The sequence below is a fragment of the Paenibacillus sp. PvR133 genome, assembly GCF_017833155.1.
Taxonomy (GTDB): Bacteria; Bacillota; Bacilli; order Paenibacillales; family Paenibacillaceae; genus Paenibacillus; species Paenibacillus polymyxa_B.
Genome location: NZ_JAFIBS010000001.1, coordinates 5,192,778 through 5,211,911 on the forward strand (window position 1 = coordinate 5,192,778; position 19,134 = coordinate 5,211,911).

The 19,134-nt window shown below is 49.9% G+C and carries 11 protein-coding genes; all 11 read right to left on the minus strand.

Going from position 1 to position 19,134, the window contains the following annotated elements:
- Positions 1-10: 10 nt before the first annotated feature.
- Positions 11-1,378 carry an NfeD family protein gene (locus JOE49_RS22650; RefSeq protein ID WP_209942903.1) on the minus strand — a complete coding sequence of 456 codons (1,368 nt, stop codon included), beginning with the start codon at positions 1,376-1,378 and terminating at the stop codon, positions 11-13.
- Between the two features lie 279 nt (positions 1,379-1,657).
- Positions 1,658-2,101 (minus strand): GatB/YqeY domain-containing protein, encoded by a 444-nt coding sequence (locus tag JOE49_RS22655; protein ID WP_013311146.1) that lies wholly within the window; start codon positions 2,099-2,101, stop codon positions 1,658-1,660.
- A 16-nt stretch (positions 2,102-2,117) separates the two neighbouring features.
- On the minus strand, positions 2,118-2,291 hold the full coding sequence (rpsU, locus tag JOE49_RS22660; RefSeq protein ID WP_005547957.1) for a 30S ribosomal protein S21: 174 nt from the start codon (positions 2,289-2,291) through the stop codon (positions 2,118-2,120).
- 171 nt (positions 2,292-2,462) lie between these two features.
- Positions 2,463-2,822 (minus strand): histidine triad nucleotide-binding protein, encoded by a 360-nt coding sequence (locus tag JOE49_RS22665; RefSeq protein ID WP_053325787.1) that lies wholly within the window; start codon positions 2,820-2,822, stop codon positions 2,463-2,465.
- A 162-nt stretch (positions 2,823-2,984) separates the two neighbouring features.
- Positions 2,985-4,328 carry an aminotransferase-like domain-containing protein gene (locus JOE49_RS22670; RefSeq protein ID WP_053325788.1) on the minus strand — a complete coding sequence of 448 codons (1,344 nt, stop codon included), beginning with the start codon at positions 4,326-4,328 and terminating at the stop codon, positions 2,985-2,987.
- A 327-nt stretch (positions 4,329-4,655) separates the two neighbouring features.
- Complete coding sequence (locus JOE49_RS22675) at positions 4,656-5,060, minus strand: hypothetical protein (RefSeq protein WP_028540454.1); 405 nt, start codon at positions 5,058-5,060, stop codon at positions 4,656-4,658.
- A 261-nt stretch (positions 5,061-5,321) separates the two neighbouring features.
- Positions 5,322-8,717 carry an AAA family ATPase gene (locus tag JOE49_RS22680; protein ID WP_209942905.1) on the minus strand — a complete coding sequence of 1,132 codons (3,396 nt, stop codon included), beginning with the start codon at positions 8,715-8,717 and terminating at the stop codon, positions 5,322-5,324.
- Entirely contained in the window at positions 8,714-9,898 is a 1,185-nt protein-coding gene (locus tag JOE49_RS22685; RefSeq protein WP_071641834.1) for an exonuclease SbcCD subunit D, read from the minus strand. The genes JOE49_RS22680 and JOE49_RS22685 overlap by 4 nt, the downstream gene beginning before the upstream one ends.
- 28 nt (positions 9,899-9,926) lie before the next feature.
- The gene (gene addA / locus JOE49_RS22690; protein ID WP_209942907.1) at positions 9,927-13,943 is read right to left on the minus strand and encodes a helicase-exonuclease AddAB subunit AddA; all 4,017 of its coding nucleotides are present in this window, start codon (positions 13,941-13,943) and stop codon (positions 9,927-9,929) included.
- Positions 13,940-17,506 (minus strand): helicase-exonuclease AddAB subunit AddB, encoded by a 3,567-nt coding sequence (addB, locus tag JOE49_RS22695; RefSeq protein ID WP_209942909.1) that lies wholly within the window; start codon positions 17,504-17,506, stop codon positions 13,940-13,942. Before addB ends, addA begins: the two co-directional genes overlap by 4 nt.
- A 237-nt stretch (positions 17,507-17,743) precedes the next feature.
- A complete protein-coding gene (locus JOE49_RS22700; protein ID WP_023989499.1) occupies positions 17,744-19,123 on the minus strand; it encodes a class I SAM-dependent rRNA methyltransferase in 1,380 nt (459 codons plus the stop codon).
- Between the last annotated feature and the right edge of the window lie 11 nt (positions 19,124-19,134).

The window sequence follows — 19,134 nt, forward strand, 5'->3', positions numbered from 1 at the left end:
ATTTACTTGTTTAGACGCTAGTGTCAGCCTTGACCACAATTCGCCCACCTTCTACTTTGGATACTATAATCGGCATATCTGTAGCAATAAACTCGCCGTTCGTTACAACATCGACTCGCTCATCAGCGATCAGCACCGTTCCGGCTGGACGAAGTGGTGTCAGACTGACACCCCGTTGACCTAATAGCATTTCCCTGTTCACAACTGAAGAAAAGCCTTGTTCAGCCGTTAAACTTTCTTTAAGTATAAAACGGTTCCATATCCCTCGGTCCTTGAATACAACCGCGATAATCGCCACAACAGCAACCGCAGCTGCAAAGGCAATGCCCAAAGATATAAACGCATGCTGCATGTTGTATGCTGCCCGAACAACTCCGGCGACAAGGCTGACTGAACCCAAAATGCCCAAAATACCAAAGCTTGGGATGAACATTTCAAGTATAAGCAGAGCCAGACCGATAATAAACAACAACCACGTCTCCGAACCTGCAAAACCAGCGATATAATTGCCGAAAAAATACAAACCAAATCCGAGTATGCCCAAAATTCCCGGTACACCAAAACCGGGTACGAGCAACTCAATAACGACACCCGCGATACCGATAAATAAAAGCAACGTCTGCACAATTGGGTTAGTCAATATCTCGGCTGCTTTTTCAGCCCATGTTCGCTCCACATGAATTACATCATCCGTGCTGTAACCCATCCACTGGATAACTTCTTGTTCGGAAGACGCGATGTAATCCGCATAACCCAACTTCAGCGCTTCCTCACTGGTTAAAGAAATGATCTGACCATTTTCCTTATTAAAGTTCATCTCTGGAATAGATACGGTCGTTTTGGAGTCAACCATACCTCTGGCAATATCTGGATTACGTCCACCAGCTTCTGCGGCAGATGCCATGCTACTCTTCCACCAAGCTACCGTTTTTGGATCTGTGATAGCCTGCCCCCTACCGTCTACTAACGCTGCTGCTCCGATAATACTCCCCGGTTTCATAACAATCTTGTTTGCGCTCAACGCAATATAGCTACCCGCTGAGGCCGCTTCGCCCCTTATATAGGCTACGGTCGGAATCGGACTGTCTTTAATCAGTTTGCCCAGCTTCTCCGCTGTATCTACCCGTCCACCGGGAGTGTTAATATCCAGTAAAATCAGACCTGCTTTGGAATCTGCTGCTTCTGCAAATCCACGTTCCATAAATTTGCCCAGACCTTGCTCAATTTCCTGATCAACTGGTATAACAATCACAGCTCCACCTTTAGTTTGGGCCGCCGCTGATTCGGAATGAACTAAGGGTAACAGCAAAACGGATACCATAATCCACAACGTTAAAAAGATCAATTTGCGACTGGAGTGGTGATGTTCTCTATGCATTTCTCTCCCCCTTTCGATCTTTCTATATTACAGCATACCAAACTTTGTTAGACAAACTATACAGTTTTCAGGATTTAATGTGAAATTATTGGGTATATTGCTAATCCTGACGGCTGTCAGATACTTTACGCACCCAACGGACATCACGTTTCATACAATTAACGATAGCGCTTACATATAAGAATCTTCTCACCATTACATTCTATGGTAGGCATCGCATATATAGAAATAACACCCTCTGTAAACAGAGGGTGTTGTGTTTTCCTGTTTGTCGCAGGTTTATTGCAGAAATTGCTGAACCGCTTGGTTCACGAGCTTACCGTCAGCGCGGCCTTTTACCTTAGGCATCAAGGCCGTCATTACTTTCCCCATCTCGGCTTTCGAAGAAGCACCGGTTTCCTGGATGGTCTGCTGTACAATAACTTTAATTTCTTCCTCAGAAAGTTGTTCGGGAAGGTACTGAGCGATGATCTCTATTTCTGCTTTAGTGCTTGTCGCAAGTTCATCACGACCGGCTTTTTCAAATTCATGGAGGGCATCTTTTCGCTGTTTGATCTCACGACTCAGAATATCAAGCACTTCGTTGTCGTCCAAATCCCGTTTCAAATCTATTTCAAGATTTTTAATCGTAGAACGAACCATTCGAATGGTGGAGAGTTTGAACTTGTCCTTACTCTTCATTGCTTGCTTCATATCTTCGTTCAATCGTTCGCTCAAATTCATGATTGCTTAGATCCTCCTAGAACTTTCTCTTACGAGCAGCCTCGGACTTTTTCTTGCGCTTTACGCTTGGCTTTTCATAATGCTTGCGTTTCTTCACCTCAGCCAATACGCCATCCTTAGCAATGGAACGTTTAAAGCGACGAAGTGCAGCATCAATTGTCTCGTTTTTGCGAACTTTAGTTTCAGACACCAGTTTTCCCTCCCTCCGACCAGACCGTCCAAGAGCAATAACACGGTTCATCAAATTTTATTATAGGTGAAACGGAAACCAGGTGTCAACCTATAAGAAAAAATGAATACATAAAGGGCCATTTTTCTCCATTCACATCCGTATTACTGAAAAGACAAGCTCTGTCATTTTTTAAAAATGTGAGTCCGAAATACCTGTCAAGGCACCCAATTTGGCGCCGCCCAGTAAGTGATAATGCAGATGCCCCACCGCTTGTCCACTATCTGGGCCACAGTTGTTAATCAACCGATAGCCAGACTCGGCAATTCCTAACTTTTTCGCAACCTCAACCGCAACACGATGAATCTCCGCGATAAGAGGAAGATCCTCCTCTGTCACAGCGTTCATCGAAGGAATATATTTTTTTGGAATAATGAGCACGTGTACTGGCGCCGCAGGCTGGATGTCATGAAATGCGAGCACATTGTCGGTTTCCAACACCTTCTTGCTGGGGATGGTTCCATCCACAATTTTCAAAAACAGATCGTCCATTCAAAACCCTCCTTTGGCAGTGAGCCGATCATAAGCAAATAGACAAAAACAGCCCTTGCTCTCGGCATTCAAAGTTATGTATTTCCCACACTGAATAGAAACATATACAGCCATGTTTGGTTATACTTATGTTTCTTTATGTATCATAACGGAAAAAGGGTCTTAATACCAGTTTCCCTTACTAACTTCCTCTATAATAGCTTTCACCCCTGCATCAATTTGATCCAACTGTGCGCGCGAAATACTTATGCGCAAAAATTTCTCTTGTTCCCTATAGCCTGATAAATAAAAGCCTTTGCCAGCTACAACCTGGATGTTCCTAGCGGAAAGACACTGTACCAAGCGTTCCAAATTCACCGTCCGAGGCAGTTTAAACTGCATATAAACTCCTGAAGTTACAGCTGAAGTCTGAACGTATCCGGCCTGATTGTATCGTTCCACAGCCTTGTTAAGAGCACGAACGCGCTCCGAATACAGTTTATATATCGTGTGCTTGTGGCGTTCATACATTCCATTTTTAATATAAATATCAAGCGCCGCCTGAGACAATATAGATGTGTCGACATATCTTTTATAAGTGTTAAACGTCTTCAATAGGACTTCTGGCAATACCGCAACTCCTAATCGCAAGCCGGGGAAAATGATTTTCGAGAAGCTTTTCAAATAAATAACATGGTGTGTCTGGTCGTATGCATAAATGGGATCAAAAAGATGATCGGCCCCCAAATCTGCCATATAGTCATCTTCTACGATGTACACATCATATTTGGCGGCTAAGGCAGCTATCGCTTTTCGCTCCTCTGTGTTGTAAGAGACTCCTAATGGATTATGATATCTTGACATGGTATAAAAAAACTTGATGCTCTCGTTCTTAAATTGATTCTCCAATTCGTGAAAATCCATACCTTCCGCTGTCCGGACGATGGTACTGACGGGTATGTTCTCTTCCTCCAGAAAACGCAAATATATATCGTAACTTGGCTGCTCGACCAAAACCTTTTCTTTGCCATTGGGAAACGGCATTTTAGCGAGTATCTCCAATGCCTGCTGAACACCCGAAGTAACGATAATCCGATCCATTTTTGCAAACACCTGAGTATCAGCCAAATGGGAAACCAACGTATGACGCAGTGTTTCCAGCCCTTGCGAATCGCCATAAGTGAACAGATGATATTTGTAGGTGTCAATAGCCTGATTCAAACAATGTTGGAAATCCAGATAAGGGAATACATTCAAATCCGGGGAGGCCGAAGCAAAATCAACGGAGTCTTGAATATGGCTATGGTGTAAATCGCCCGAATTTTCCACTACATAGTATCCACTTTGCGGTATGGAATAGATGGCGTGTTTCTTTTCAAGTTCAGCATATGCCCGCAGAATCGTGCTTTTGCTGCACCTGTATAATTCAGAAGCCTCACGGACCGACGGCAACTTGTAACCTGATTTATATTGTCCCTCGCGAATTTTAAGTTCTATATCCAATAAAATTGAAACGTATTTTTTCACAATATCCTCCCACCTGCTCTTTACATACTCATTACATGCTCATTTCATTACATGCTTATTCCGTCTTATGTTTCTTTACACGCTAGATATTACCATGGTTTATGAATAAACAGGATACCTCATTTCATTGAACTGTACTAATACAGTTTCAATCATTGAATCATATTCGGGATGTTTTACGTGAAAAAGAGGCTGTTTCTTCATAATGAAGAAGCAGCCTTGCATGGTGATAATGTATGGATGCGCCTTAAAGTCACTTGTACTGCACAAGAACTGTAGGCGGGAGAGAGCAGGAATTCACTATGTCTGACGACTAAGAAAATAGGATTAGTAATAAGGCAGCAAGCTAATCGCTGTCAACGCTGCAAGTGGCAGAATCAAACGATTAAAGCGACGGCGTCCGTATGGGAACCCATATGCATAAGCGGGTGCTGGATACGGGTACGGGTACGGATACGGAGGATAAGACGCATAGCCACCATAAGCACGGGAGCCGCAGCCACAATTATTAGGCGGATATGGGAGATTAACATTGACATTCTCCATTTCGTCTCCACCCATAGGAACGGCTAAGTATATCTTTTCATCATCCACATGCTCTACAATGCCGTCATACATTGTCCCGTCCTTCACCCATACGCATACATAACGATGCATATGCTTTTGACATAGTGTTTTAGCATCCGTCTGTTCCGGTGCTGTAACTTTTTCGGTTGTCATGCTTTTTTCCATGGTTGTTTCCTCCTAGGCTCTTGCATGTATACCGTATGTTATTCAAAAACGGGCTATTTGCTACATCAAATTGGGCGAATTCCGGCTTGCAAAAAAAAGAAGCACCCCGGGAGCTCTTGGCAGAGCCCCTCTGAACGGACGTATGATGGGAAGATTTCTTCCGCAGCATACGTCCGCCGGGGTGCTGTATGATTAACTTGTCGGCTTGGCTGTATTATAACAATAGTTTGAAACTGTATCTGTGACCTGTATCACATTGCTTCAAAAAGTTTCCATAACCACACGTGAGCCGCCTCCAGCCTGCTCTGCTGGCAGAACAACTAGCTTGCGCGGAAGACGGGCCCGTAGTTCAGGCACATGACTAATCACACCAACAGACAACTGATCATGGTGCAGCTTTTCCAGTGAGGTGATCACTGTGTCAAGCAGCTCAGGGTCCAACGTTCCAAAGCCTTCATCCAGAAAGAAAAATTGCAGAGGGTATTGGCCCCGCAATTGAATTTGAGCCGACAGCGCAAGCGCAAGCGACAAGGAGGTCAGGAACGTTTCGCCACCGGACAAGGTCGATACCGGACGTTTGACCCCACCGTTGGCATCGTCACTAATGACAAATCCACCGCTGGAATCTACCTCTAGCGCGTAACGCTGCTTGGTCAGAAAACGTAGGCGGCGTGAAGCCGACTGACTGACCTGCATGAGCTGCTCCTCGGCAATATATTCAACAAAGGCATTGCCGCGAAAAACAGACTGGAGCTTGGACATTTTTTCCGCTTCGCTACGCAAATGTATACGATTGGACTCCAGCTCCATCCAGCGGACGTGCCGATGCTGCAAGTCCTCTAAATCACGCTCAGCCTTGGCGCGATTCTGAAGCGCCTCTTCATCGCGTGCACGGCAATCACGTAGCTGTGCAGTGGCCGTTTCCCACTGTTCCTCTGATACCGTTGCTCCATTCAGCTGCTCTTTGACATGTTTTAAGCGGGAAGACAGCTCTTTTTCCCGTTCTCGATGCAAACTCACTTCACGCTCATAGCGTGCGGCTTCTTCCGGTCCCAGGCAGCATTCCATGACCTCTGCTTCCGTAGCGAAGGAGGATGCTTCCAGACGGCTGCCCCAACGGGACTCTGCCATCTGCCGTCTTTCTTCTGCCGAGTCGGAGGCCTGCCGGGCAATCAGTGAAGCATGAACGGCTTGCTGCTTGCGTTCTTCCGCTTCGGTACGGCGGCGTGCCGCGGCTTCGGCTCCGTTTTTAAGTCCCAACAGTCGCGAGGTCGCTTCTTCCAGCAATGAAGCCGCTTGGCCATCTCCAACCCACTTTCGGAGCTGTGCTAGCTTTTCACGAAGCGAATCATCTTTGCTTTGGAGCCCTGTACGGCGGGCAATAATGATTTTATCCTCCTCGATGATACTCTGCTGTATCTGTTGAACACGCGCCGCCTTTCCTTCGAGGAAGGTCACACTCGTCTCCAGCCGGGACCGCAGCTCTTCCGCACGCCCGTCGCGCTCCTGCATGGCGCGGTAACGCTCCGCGGCTTCGCCCGGAGCGACATCCGGCAGCTGCGCCGCCCATTCGACGCGTAGCCCCTCGCTGCGCGTGGTGCATGCCTCGCGCTTGCTGCGTGCCTGCGTCAGCGCTGCGGCAGCTGCCTCCTGCTCGGCGGCAGCACGGATACGCCGCTGCTGTCCGGCAGCGTCTGCCTCGCGCAGCGCCTGTGCCTCGGTAGGCAGCATATGCGCACGTGCGGCTAGTTCTGCCGCAGCACGCTCCAGCGCCGTGCAGCGCTCCGCCCAAGCGGCGGCACCGCGTGGCTCTGCTGGCGCTGCCACAGGCGTGAAAGGCTCGCCCGTGGCGGCAGCGCCGCTGTCTGCGGTGGCGGGCTGTGCCAGCAAGCTGCGCTGCTCGTGCAACTGCTGGCGCAGTGTAAGGCGCAGCTCCTGCAAACCGAGCCGCAGGCGGTGCAGCTCATCTGGCGCAGCGGCATCCGCGCTATGCGCCGCGACGACGGCAGGCGCGGGGTGATGCAGCGAGCCGCACACTGCGCACGGCTCGCCTTCGCGCAACTCGGCAGCGAGATGCTGAGCGAGACGGCCCAGCTCCTCAGCACGGAGCTCGTGGCGCAGTTGCTCTTCCTCGGAGGCCAGTGACGACATATCGACGGTGATCTCTGCCTCCAACGTCAGCAATGCCTCAATGCCATCAGCTGCCTGTGCAGCAAGGGCAGAACGCCGTGCCTCTGTCTCCTGTGTCTCCTGGTCCGTCAGCTGTAAACGTTCGTCAGCTTGCGCAAGCCGATTCTCCTGAGCGGTGTACTCCAGTTCAGCTTCACGCAATTGCTCATTCGCGACTTCCAGCTGTTGCAGCCGTTGCACAGCCTCTTGCAGCATACGCCGCTCATCTGCCCGCACTTCATTTTGCTTTAGCTCCTGTTGAAGCTCTTGCTGTCGCTTCAAGCCTCGCGTCTGTAGCTCTTGTTCCTTTGCGAGTCCTTCTGCATGTTCAGCAAGGGTTTGTTCGCTTTGCACAAGCTCGGCCGCCAGACGTTCCCGTTCGGTCCGCAACGCTTCCGTATCACGCTCCAGTTGAAGCGCCTGCTCTAGTTGGTCGATCCGAAGCAATAGCTTCGGTTCTTCGGCACTGAGTGCTTGCCGGGCCTGCTCATCTGCTTGCGCAGACACAAGCGCAGCCTCCTGCGCGGTAGCGGCCAGGACTTCCATTTCTTCGGCAGTCTTTTGCCGTTTTTCCGCTTCAGCAATGGCTTCCTTCCAATCCGTCAGCGCAGGCAGCAATGCCTCGGCTGCAGTTGCTTGTCGAAGCTTGCGCTCCAGCAAAGCAATGCCCGGCTCCTGTGCTGCCAACTGCTCCAGCTCGTTCGATCTTTGGCTGAGCTCGATGACCAGCTCACGGGTTTTGTTTAGCGCCTCCGATTCACGTGAGACACGCTCTAGCTCGCGACGCCAAGCTTCTGCATTGGCAATCGCCTCTTTGAGACGCAACTCTACATGTTCAAGCGCTTCAGCACTCGCATCCCCCAGCCCTTGCTGCTCCGCCTCTAACGCTTTCAGTGCGCTATCGTTATCTTTCACACGACGGCTTAGCTTCTGTGCAAGTTGATCTCCGTACTTCTCCAGATGGAACAAACGCTGTAGCATCTGTCTGCGTTCACTGCCTTTTAAGGACAAGAATTCCGCAAACTTTCCCTGCGGCAATACGACAGCTCGTGTAAAATCGTCCATTTTTAGGCCGATATACTCCTCCACACAGCGCGTCACATCCTGCACCTTATCGGCAAGTACTTCTTCGCCATCCTCTGTTAACGCAATAAAACGGCTAAGCGTATTATTAACCGATACGCCTCCAGCACGTTTGAAACGTCGTTCTACACGGTAACGACGAGGCCCTTGAGCTGACATTAATTCAAACGTAAATGCAACAGACAATGTATCCTCAGCATGATTCATAATGCCTTGTGTACCATTCACTGCCCGCTCCACTTTACCGTACATAGCCAACGTAATGGCATCCAGCAGCGTTGATTTTCCACTACCCGTTGGGCCAAATATCCCGAACAGTCCAGTTTCGGTCAAATCGTCAAAACGAATTTCCTGCGACTCCCGGTAGCTTTGCAACCCCGCCAGTTTTAGAAGGATTGGTTTCATGCGTCATCCTCCTCAGCGTGGTCTCTTGCATCATCCTGTTCCACCAGTTCCAGAAACAACTGCACTAATCCGTCATCCGGCTGTGCTCCACCTGTCTGCCGCTGATAGAATGCCCGGAACAACTCATGCACTGGCAGTTCTGATCGTTGGTGCTCCAGCTGTGCGGCAGCCATTTCTGGATACATTGGGCGAATATGAATGATGCCTTCACGGCTTTTGCGCAGCCGCTGAATATCTCCCATCGACATCGCTTCATCCAGCGTAATTTCCAGATCAATAAAGGCATCGGCATCCAGTCCTTCGTCCAGCCAGCGATATACTTCCTCTAGACCTCCCCGTGCGCGCCACCTCACTAATGGGCGTCCACTGGTAATATACAGTTCCTCGACCTGAGCTGGCTTGCCAGCAACCACGTCAATTAACGTAACCGATTTGGCTTGTCCGGCTTCGGAAAAGCTATAAGCCAGCGGCGAGCCACTGTAACGCATCAGCCCGTCTCCCTTCACATATTGGGGACGATGCAAATGTCCTAGAGCCGTATACTGTGCCCCAATGCTCAAAGCAGACGGATCTACGGTATACGCCCCCCCGACCTGAATCGGACGTTCCGAGTCCGATTCCAGCCCGCCGAGCACATAAATATGGCTCATCGACAAATTAACGGTGTCAGGCCGAAATGCTGTACCCAGCTGTGACATCAGCAAGCCCACACGGCGGCTGTATGCCTCGCGCAATACTGTTTCATCTCCGTCTTCAGACAATAGCTCGTTCAGACGAGACTCGGAGGGATATGGCAAGGCTGCAATGCATGCCATTTCACCCGTTCGCGGTGTATGAACGCGTACCGCTTCCCCATGGGGCAGTCCCAGCAATGTAATTCCGCGCCCGCTCACCAGCGGTGTGACCGAGGATACCCTTTCCGGCTGATCATGATTGCCCGCAATGACGACTAGTGGTCTTCCTCCAGCCGTAAGACGGGCAGACGTTTCATAAAACAATTGCTCGGCTGCGGCCGATGGATTGACTGAGTCGTATACGTCTCCAGCCATCATAATCAAATCGGCCTGCTGATCGTCAGCCATTTTCGCCAATTCTTCCAAAAACGCCTCCTGCTCCTTTAAACGGCTGCGTCCTTCCAACGTGCGGCCCAAATGCCAATCACCTGTATGCAAAATCCGCATGCTATTCCTCCTCTCCCTATCTATATAACTACAGCCGTACACTCTCTCCAGCTTCTAAAAAATACAGCCACTTCTCAGCAACCTTTTTGCCTGTAATCTCTTCGATCACACGGGCATACAGCTCCAATTGAAATCGATATTGGTCTGTTAAATGGGACAGTGTACGATATTCAGATATCCGATCTGTTTTATAATCTACCAGTACGAGTCCTTCAGGAGTTTCAAATAGACAGTCAATAATCCCGTTCATCAGCACCTTATCGCCGTCCTGTCTACCTTCCGAATCTGTTTCTTGTCCTGGTGACATCGATGGTAAGCTGTGGTTCCAGTAATCGTTTGCCCGCATGGTATAAGTAAACGGAAGCTCTCTTTGAACATGGGATGCTCCCAGCATTCTGCTACCCAGCTCACTAGTGAAAAAGCGTAATATTTTATCCGTATCTAGCGCCTCTGCATGAACATCCAGTAACATACGCTGATTGAGCAAACGAGCCTTGGTTTCCTCAATAACTTCGGCGCTCATCCCCCCATCTAGTGGCAAATGCAGCATCAACATATGATAGACTGTTCCTCGTTCCGTTGGAGTCAGACGCTGATTCCCCATAAACTTAGGTCTGCGCAAGTGTAATTGACTTCCCCCAGTGTGAGAATCCTCCCGATCCTCCGGTAACTCTGCTAGTAGGGAGGTAGATAGATTCAGCCAATCGTCCGAACCCATCTCCTGCATTTCCAGCCATCTTTTCATCTCAGTAACCGATGTATTGGCTGCCGTCTTGCCAGCCCGTTCATACGGATAAATCCAGGAAAGAGCAGCTTCAATATCCGTTTCACTCTCTTCGTTCAAATCGATTAGCTCCGCATTTCTCAGTGCTTCTGTCTTCTTTTGGCGCTCTTCTCCCGACACCTCTTCCTCATGATCTGAGTTCACACGAGAGCCGGAAAGTGTTTCCGAGGCCACGATTTTAAATAACCAGTCTGTTCCCGGCATATGTTCCAGCCTGTGATAGTACCCATCCTGATCACCTGCGGCTTCCCTCAACAAAGTAGCAGAAGGATGCCGAATCAAAGCGGGACCTACCCAGTCCAGATAGCTGCGGCCTGCCGCCAGCATATAGTCTGGTAAGACAATTTCCGTATGTTCTTTGGCACGTGCCCAACCCGCTGCGCGCGAAGCGAGATCCTTCACGGTTCCGGTCATAATCAGCTTTTCGCGCGGACGTGTAAGCGCCACGTATAACACCCGCATTTCCTCAGCCAATAGCTCCAGCTGTGAGCGTCGGCGGATCGCTAAATTAGGCAGCGTAGGGTAGCTGACACGATTTTGTTCCTCCACATATTTAGGACCAAACCCCAACTCCTTGTGCATAAGAAACGGCGCATTGAGATCCTGTTGATTGAACATTTTTGCTGTCCCGGCAATAAACACGATAGGGAATTCAAGTCCTTTACTTTTATGAATGGTCATAATGCGGACAGCCTGATCGGGTTCAGTCCCTCCGCTAATTGATCCTAAATCACCGCCTCGCTCCCGTAGACGGGAAATGAAGGTCAGAAATCGGAACAATCCTCGGTTGGACGTAGAAGTCTCATACTGTCTCGCTCGGTCATATAGCGCCCGCAAATTGCTTTGACGCTGTGAGCCGCCAGGCAGTCCACCGACCCAATCCAGATATCCTGTTTCCTCCAGCACATTCCAAATCAATGCACTTAAGCTGCCTTGTCTGGCTTCCTGCCGCCAGGCTTCCAAATTACGCAAAAATGAACGTAGTCGGGCAGACAACGTATTCCCGTCATTTCTATTACCAAAGTCAGATGAAGATAAAGAGTCCTCTGGGAAAATATCCAACTCCATAATCTCAGCTGAAATCCCTTTTTCGCTTTCTTCCAGTGGGTCAGCCTCAGCCGCCGCCAGCAATGCGCCATAAAACAATCCATCCGGCTTCTCCAACCGAATTTGTGCCAGTTCATCTTCGGTCAAGCCGACAATCGGCGAACGAAGCACTGATGCAAGCGGGATGTCCTGCTGCGGATTATCAATAATATGCAGCAGAGACAACATTACCTCAACTTCCGTTGCTTTAAAAAAGCCTGTCGTCTGCTCCCCGGAGGCCGGAATGCCCTCAAGCCGCAGTTCCTCCACAATTAGGGGGGCCCACACGCTTGCGGAACGAAGCAAAATGACGATATCGCCGTAGACTGCCGGACGCACCGCTTTTAATCCTCTGTCGTAAATCAACAGTGGTTGTCCAGTGTCTCCGGTCAGTTCTTTAATCCGTTGCGCGATCGCACGAGCCTCTAACTGTGCCGTTTCCAGCTCCGCAAGCTCAGCCAGCTCACTTTCCTGTAGAGCAGATTCGTTCTCCATTTCGGACAGCTCCGAAGCCTCGGAAAGACCATGTCCACCCTTATCAACTAACAGCAGCTCAGGTGCGTATACAGATGCGGCGTCTTGATCCGACTGGTCGGGATAGGATGCGCCGTGTACCAGCCACGCTCGTTCATCGTACTCAATTTCCGCCACATCCACACTCATAATCTGGCGGAACACCAAATTGACCGCATCGACAACTTCCTCCCGACTGCGGAAATTACGCGCCAGATCAATTAAAAAGCCATCTTCCTGCTCCATGCCGTACCGTTGATACTTATTCAAAAACAGACCCGGCTCCGCCAGCCGAAACCGATAAATACTCTGTTTCACGTCGCCCACCATAAAACGGTTACCCGGTTCCTCCCGTGATACCAGCCTAACGATATCTTCCTGTACGGTATTCGTATCCTGATACTCATCCAACAGCACCTCGTCGAATTGCGCCTTATATTCGAGCGCAGCGTCGGAAGGTAGTAGCTTGTACGGAGTAGAATCGGGATGTCGTAATATTTTCAGACAATAATGTTCCAAATCCCCGAAGTCCACCAACCCTTTTGACTGCTTGTGTTGTTGAAATCGTTCCCCGAATACAATCACGGTTTCTATCAATTCGTCCATCAGCGGAGCCGCGGCGTGCAGCTCCTCCCAATAGGCTTCTGCTCTCCTGCCAAACAGGGAAGCCTTCATATCTGTAATCATTTTTTTGGCTGCTTCACGAAGCGTTTTAACCCGTTCCTGCAATGCAGGCTCGGTCTGATCTTTTTTGACGGGCTTGAGCTTACCGAAGGAAGCTGTCTGAAAATGATCATATAGAGATGCCCACGGCTGTGTCTCCAGCTCCTGTAACAATCCCTTCACCATCGCCGCATCCTCTTGCAGCGTCACGGCATAAGGTGCAGGACCGCCGGGCTGCATAGCTGTTTCATGCGCCTGTTCCAGCAAGCTCGCTGCTCCGCGCAATGAAAGTGCAGCATCCGCCAAAATGCTGCGAACCCAGGGAGTCTCTCCCAAAGCGGCTACATCCTGTACACGAAATGCTGCCGCTGTCTCCCGCAGCCAATGTTCTGGCCAAGGATGACTTTGAGAAAAATCATACAGCCGCTGAACAAGCACGTACATTGCATCATCGGTGCGTTCTCCACTGAACCAGTCGACCAGTCTGCGGAATGTACTGCCTTCATCATGAGCCTCATATTTCTCCTCAAACAGTTCTTCTAGAAGCTCCTGACGCAGCAATTCTGTCTCATGCTCATTCATAATCCGAAAACCGGGATCAAGGGGAATGGCCTGATAATGCCTGCGGATGACCTCCATACAAAATGAGTGAAGCGTCGTAATCGAGGCCCGATTCAGCAACGATAGCTGGCGGCGTACATGCTCACTTTCCGGTTCCTGCTCCAGTACACGTTCCAACGCTTCGCGTATCCGTTGACGCATTTCGGCGGCGGCAGCCTTCGTAAAGGTCGCTACCAGTAACCGATCCACACTGAAGCCGAGCTGGGGATCGACGATTTTACGAATAATACGCTCTACGAGCACCGCTGTTTTACCAGACCCTGCCGCTGCCGCGACCAGCATGTTGTTACCAGATTCCGAAATTGCACGCCACTGGTCATCGCTCCACATACTGCCTTCCGGCTTCGGCATGCCTTTAGTGTTTGACGTGCCTATCATTGGTCCATTCCTCCTTTCCCTTCCTGTGTATGACCCAGCAGATTCCAGATCTGATCCTTACCGGGTTTACCCCATTGATTGTAGCCACTACCGTCCAGACTGTCGTCAAATTGACAAACAGGCTTAAAAGAACAGAAGGTACAAGCCGTCTCTTGCTGGATTCGATAAGGTTCAATGGCCACATCGCCCTCTGTCATCCGTGTGCCAATCGTCCGAATATTATGACGTACCGAAGCTAGCAGGCTGTCCCACTGTTCCGGCGAAGCAACCGAAGCACTGCTATAAAAACTGCCGTCTGCTTTCACCGCAACAGGTAAAATAGAGGAATATCCCTTGTCCAATGCTGTATCCATTTGCCCAACTACATCCCGATCCGCGAGCAATAATCCCTTCATCTTAAAACGTTTTAAAAGCTCCTGACGGGCCTGTTCTGCGCTAAGACCGTTAGGCGACTGCAACATCGGATTGTGGACGTGAAAATACAGTGTACCCGCTGGATAAGCTGTCTCGCCCAACCATTCCTCCGCCGCATTCAGCAGCACATCCAGGTAGGTGAGCATCTGCAAGGACAGGCCATAGTACACTTCATGCAGCTTGAGATCCTTTTGGCTAGATTTGTAATCGATGACACGCAAAAGTAACCCCTTTTCTCCCTCTGCCACATCTACACGGTCAATCCGTCCGACAATTTCCATCACAACGCCGTTATCTAACCGGAAGCTTAACGGAGGAAGCTGCTGACCCGGCCCAAAGTCCAACTCCAGCCCAATCGGCTCAAAGCTACCTCTTCGCGCATGTTCACCTAAAATCAACGAGGCACGGCTCACGATGTCTTTCAATTTACGCAAAATGTAGCCATACCGCTTGGAGCTCATTAAAATCTCGCCTTGCAGACGAGGAGCCAAACGCTCCACTGTACTTTCCGCCTCTTGGCGGCATTCCTCCGTGCTGAGACTGCCCCAGCTGACATTGCGTTTACGCAAATTGATCGCCATCTCTCCAAGCGCTGCATGAAATAATTGTCCGATATCCGGGGCCTTCAGGCGATACATTTGACGTTCCTTCAAACGAAGACCGTGAGAGGCAAAGTGCGAAAATGGACATGCCACAAAACGTTCCATACGAGATACGCTGGTACGCAGCTTGCTGCCGTACAGACGGCGGCTCGTTTCCTTCTGCATTTCGGCATGGTTCTCGTAAAAAAGTGAGGTCAACAGCTGACGCAGCTTGTCCTTCTCACGCCCTTGCTGGCTTGCGTACCAGTTATATACCTCCCACCAAGGGGATAAAATGTCACCGCCACGCCGCCAATGCCGTAATTGCGCAATGAGCTGCGGTAAAGCCTCGGACGGATGAGAAGCATACTCCCATTGCGTCGTCCAAGCATCCCCAGGCAAAGGGTATCCAGCCAGTGGACGCTCGTCCAGACTAGGAAACAGGTGCCGCACATGTCGTACTAACTCAGACGGCAGCAACGACTTCCCTTCTTCATCAGTCACTGCATAGCTCATCCACAGGCTTTTACCGGCTGAGGTAAGGGCCGTATAAGCGAGAAAACGTTCGTCCAACAGACGTCTTGTCATATCCGGCGCCAGCTCTACGCCTCGTTCGTTTAATGCCATACGCTCCTGCTCATTCAGCACACCGTCCTCATGGAACACAGCCGGCATCACACCTTCGTTCATACCTAGCACAAAGGCATGTTGAATACCGGACACACGTGTACGGTCCGTGTTTCCGACTAGAACCTGATCCAGAGCTGGCGGAACAAGTCCCATACGGAACTCAGCCAATCCCGTTTCCAGCACACCCGCAAACAAAGAGGTATCCAGCCTCTCGTCACCCATCATTTCGACAATTTGATCCAGTAGTTCAAGCACCGCATCCCATACTTGACGATGCTCCTTCGCCTGCTCAGGTTTTCCTGCTTCCCCTGCCTGATGAATGAAGGCGTCCAGCTTGTGGCCAATCTCTGCATCCTCCAGTAACAGATATACCGCTTCACACTTCTCAAGTGCAGTTCGTGCCTTGCCCACACGTTTCTCAAACGCACGTAAAGGCGTCACGATCACATCCCGGCACAGCTCCATCAAATCCAACGTTTCATCCCGCCTACGGCTCCGTTCCTGCTCCTCCAGCTCCAGTGACAAGCTGGGCACAGCCTGCCACGGGCGACCGTCTGTCCAACGGCTGCCTTGTATTCCGCAGGCTAGTACATAGTTTTCCAAACGGTCCATCTCCTCACGGCTCACCCGACCATCCAGCGGCAGGAGAAGGTCTGTTTTGACCGCACGGAATACATCCTCATATCGCCAACGACGCTGCACGATATCCAGCGAAGCCCGAATCAATTCCACTAAGGGATGATGCAAAACACTTCTCCGCTGATCCAGAAATACTGGAACCTCATATTGTTTGAATATCGGTTCCACCCATGGCTCATAATCTTCAATATGACGTACAAACAGGGCCATCTCCCGATAACGAGCGCCCTCATCTCGGGCCAGACGACGCATTTCGCGTGCAGCCCCTTCCAGCTCTGCACGGCGATTAGCCGCAGTGTACAGTTTTATGCCTTCCGGCTGTTCTTCTGTCCACTGCTCTCGTAGCTGCTGCAGCCGCATCCATTGTTCCTGATTCCGTAACCCTGTACGATGTTCAAAGTTAGCCTCCAAATACGCCAACGCCGGACGCTCCTTAAATCTCGGCAGCGGATCAGGGCGCAGTAATTGTGTCTGCGTCTCTATCATCAGCTCGTCTGCCATTCCTTTGAGCTTTACATACGTAGCCGCTGAGGGATGAAACAAATCCAGCTCATGCGGAAGCTGTCCGCTCTCGTAGCTGCGGTTGCAAGTCAGCGCCACCGTCAACGAAGAAGCGTGCAGCATAAGCTGCTCCACCACCTTGTATTCATGTGGTGTAAACCTGCGGTAGCCATCCATCCAAATATCTGCCCCACGCACAAGGGAAGACTCAGCAATCTGTTCTGCCAGCATGCGCAGCGTATCTTCACCGTCAATATATTTAAGCGTCAGCTCTCGTTCAAAATCCTCATAGATTAGACTGATATCTTTGAGCTTGCCACGCAAAATCGGAGTTGACTCTCCAGCAGCGTTCATTCGCTCCAGTTGCTCCGGTACAGACCGAGTATCATTTCCATACTGCTTTAGCTCCGTAAACAATGTATTCAACCGATCCACAAAGCCGAGCTGGTCTCCCGAATCCTTAAACAAACTCAGTTCATCCTTGCGACGACGAATAATTTTATATAAAAGCATCTTCTTGCCTTCTTCCGTTACAGGCACCAGTGCTGAACCCCCGGTTTCCTGCATAACTAAATAGGCAAGACGATGAAATCCCATCACTTGGGCGCGCACCGACCCCTGAATACCGTTTCCGGCTTCTGTAAGTAACGCATGCTCAGAAGCAAATGACGATTGCTCCGGTACAAGTAACAGCATAGGCTTACCTAGCGGCTCCTCGCGTAACATAGACGTCATTTCATTGCGGATTAACGTACTTTTACCACTCCCAGAGCGGCCAATCAACAAGCGAACCGACATGATGCGGCCTCCTTTCCAACGAACAACATTCTATTAAACAGTATAGCATATCAGGCAAGGGAGAAAAGAACGTACGTTTGCCATGTTGTAGCAATTCTTCCTCCCTCTAAAAAAACAAATCAGTCCCGCAGATTGGCTTGGTGCATGCCTTCTCTACAGGACTGATTTATACCTAAACGAGTCTATTTTACCTATTTAATCACCAAAAAGGCGATTGACTTTGACCTTGTATGAAACCTACAGCTGTGTCCGGCTGCGCACCTCAAAGATGGCGAATTTCAAGTAATGGCCTTCCTCCACACCCAAAATTTGAGGATGGTCTTTACCAGCCGCTCTCCAGTCTACCAGACGAAGGATTTTGCCGGCATCTGCCGCCGCTTCCTTAATGGTATCTAAAAACAACTCTGGCCGCATATGGAACGAGCAGCTCGCAGTCACCAGATAGCCGCCCTCATTGACCAGCTTCATCCCGTGCAGGTTGATATCTTTATATCCACGTGTAGCTCCTTTGACAGCGTTCTTCGTTTTGGCAAAGGCTGGCGGATCAAGAATGACCACGTCAAAGGTGCGTCCGCCACCTGCTGTCAGCGGCTTGGATGTATCTCCTTTGCCCCCGGCTCGTGCATTGCGTTCCTCTACACCTTTCACTTGATTGCGCAAATATTGAAAAGCATCGTCGACGACAAACTCGACGCGTTCCTCAAAACCGTTCAGCTTGACATTATCCCGCGCACTTTCAATCGCATGCTCTGAAATATCAAGACAAGTTACTTTTTTAGCACCATGTTTACATGCATTGAGCGTAAAGCTTCCCGTGTGCGAAAAACATTCCAATACGGTTGCGCCATCCCAGAATGGGAATTCAACAACCTTACCACTTTTATTCACTGGCTTCATGACCGTTGTGCCCGCATCCCCTGAGTCTGCAGCTACTTCTTGTAGCGTAATTCCACTACGTGCTCCCCAACCTGTCATCAACGGTGCTATGGCCGCACGATTTTCACGCTGGTCAAAGAAATAACCCGTCTTCTGGCCCTCTACGATATCAACCTTGATTTGCAGACCATTTTCCGTCACTACCACATGACGCGGGCAATCACCGTACAAAGGACCCTTCGTTTGTTCCAATCCTTCCAGCTCACGGATGGATACATCACTTCGCTCATATATACCAACAGGACCCACTACTTCAACGAGCGCATCCCTGATTTCTTCCCTGCGCCGATCCATGCCAAGCGTTAACAACTGCACGACTAACACATCACCAAATCGATCTACAATCAGTCCAGGCAAAAAATCAGCCTCGCCGTACACCAACCGATAAGCGTTTCCCCCGGTCACAAAACGTTCGCGGTGCTCCAGACATTTGCGAAAGCGTTGGGCAAAAAAGTTTTGATCCATTGCTTCCAGCGGCTCGTAGGACATCACACGCACTGTAATTTGTGAAGCTGGATTATAGTAACCTGTCGCCAAATAACGCCCCTGATGGTTAACGATACTGACCAAATCGCCTGCCTCTGGGTTCCCTTCGATCTTGGCTATTTCGTTTTTAAACACCCAAGGGTGTGCGTGCTCCAGCCTTTTTTTACGGCTGCGTTCTAATATTACTGAAGGCAAAATCCTTCACT

What these genes read in the sequence shown, in the direction of transcription:
- JOE49_RS22650 (WP_209942903.1), bottom strand. Translation starts at nt 1,378, where the DNA reads ATGCATAGAGAACATCACCACTCCAGTCGCAAATTGATCTTTTTAACG.
- JOE49_RS22655 (WP_013311146.1), bottom strand. Translation starts at nt 2,101, where the DNA reads ATGAATTTGAGCGAACGATTGAACGAAGATATGAAGCAAGCAATGAAG.
- JOE49_RS22665 (WP_053325787.1), bottom strand. Translation starts at nt 2,822, where the DNA reads ATGGACGATCTGTTTTTGAAAATTGTGGATGGAACCATCCCCAGCAAG.
- JOE49_RS22675 (WP_028540454.1), bottom strand. Translation starts at nt 5,060, where the DNA reads ATGGAAAAAAGCATGACAACCGAAAAAGTTACAGCACCGGAACAGACG.
- JOE49_RS22680 (WP_209942905.1), bottom strand. Translation starts at nt 8,717, where the DNA reads ATGAAACCAATCCTTCTAAAACTGGCGGGGTTGCAAAGCTACCGGGAG.
- JOE49_RS22685 (WP_071641834.1), bottom strand. Translation starts at nt 9,898, where the DNA reads ATGCGGATTTTGCATACAGGTGATTGGCATTTGGGCCGCACGTTGGAA.
- addA (WP_209942907.1), bottom strand. Translation starts at nt 13,943, where the DNA reads ATGATAGGCACGTCAAACACTAAAGGCATGCCGAAGCCGGAAGGCAGT.
- addB (WP_209942909.1), bottom strand. Translation starts at nt 17,506, where the DNA reads ATGTCGGTTCGCTTGTTGATTGGCCGCTCTGGGAGTGGTAAAAGTACG.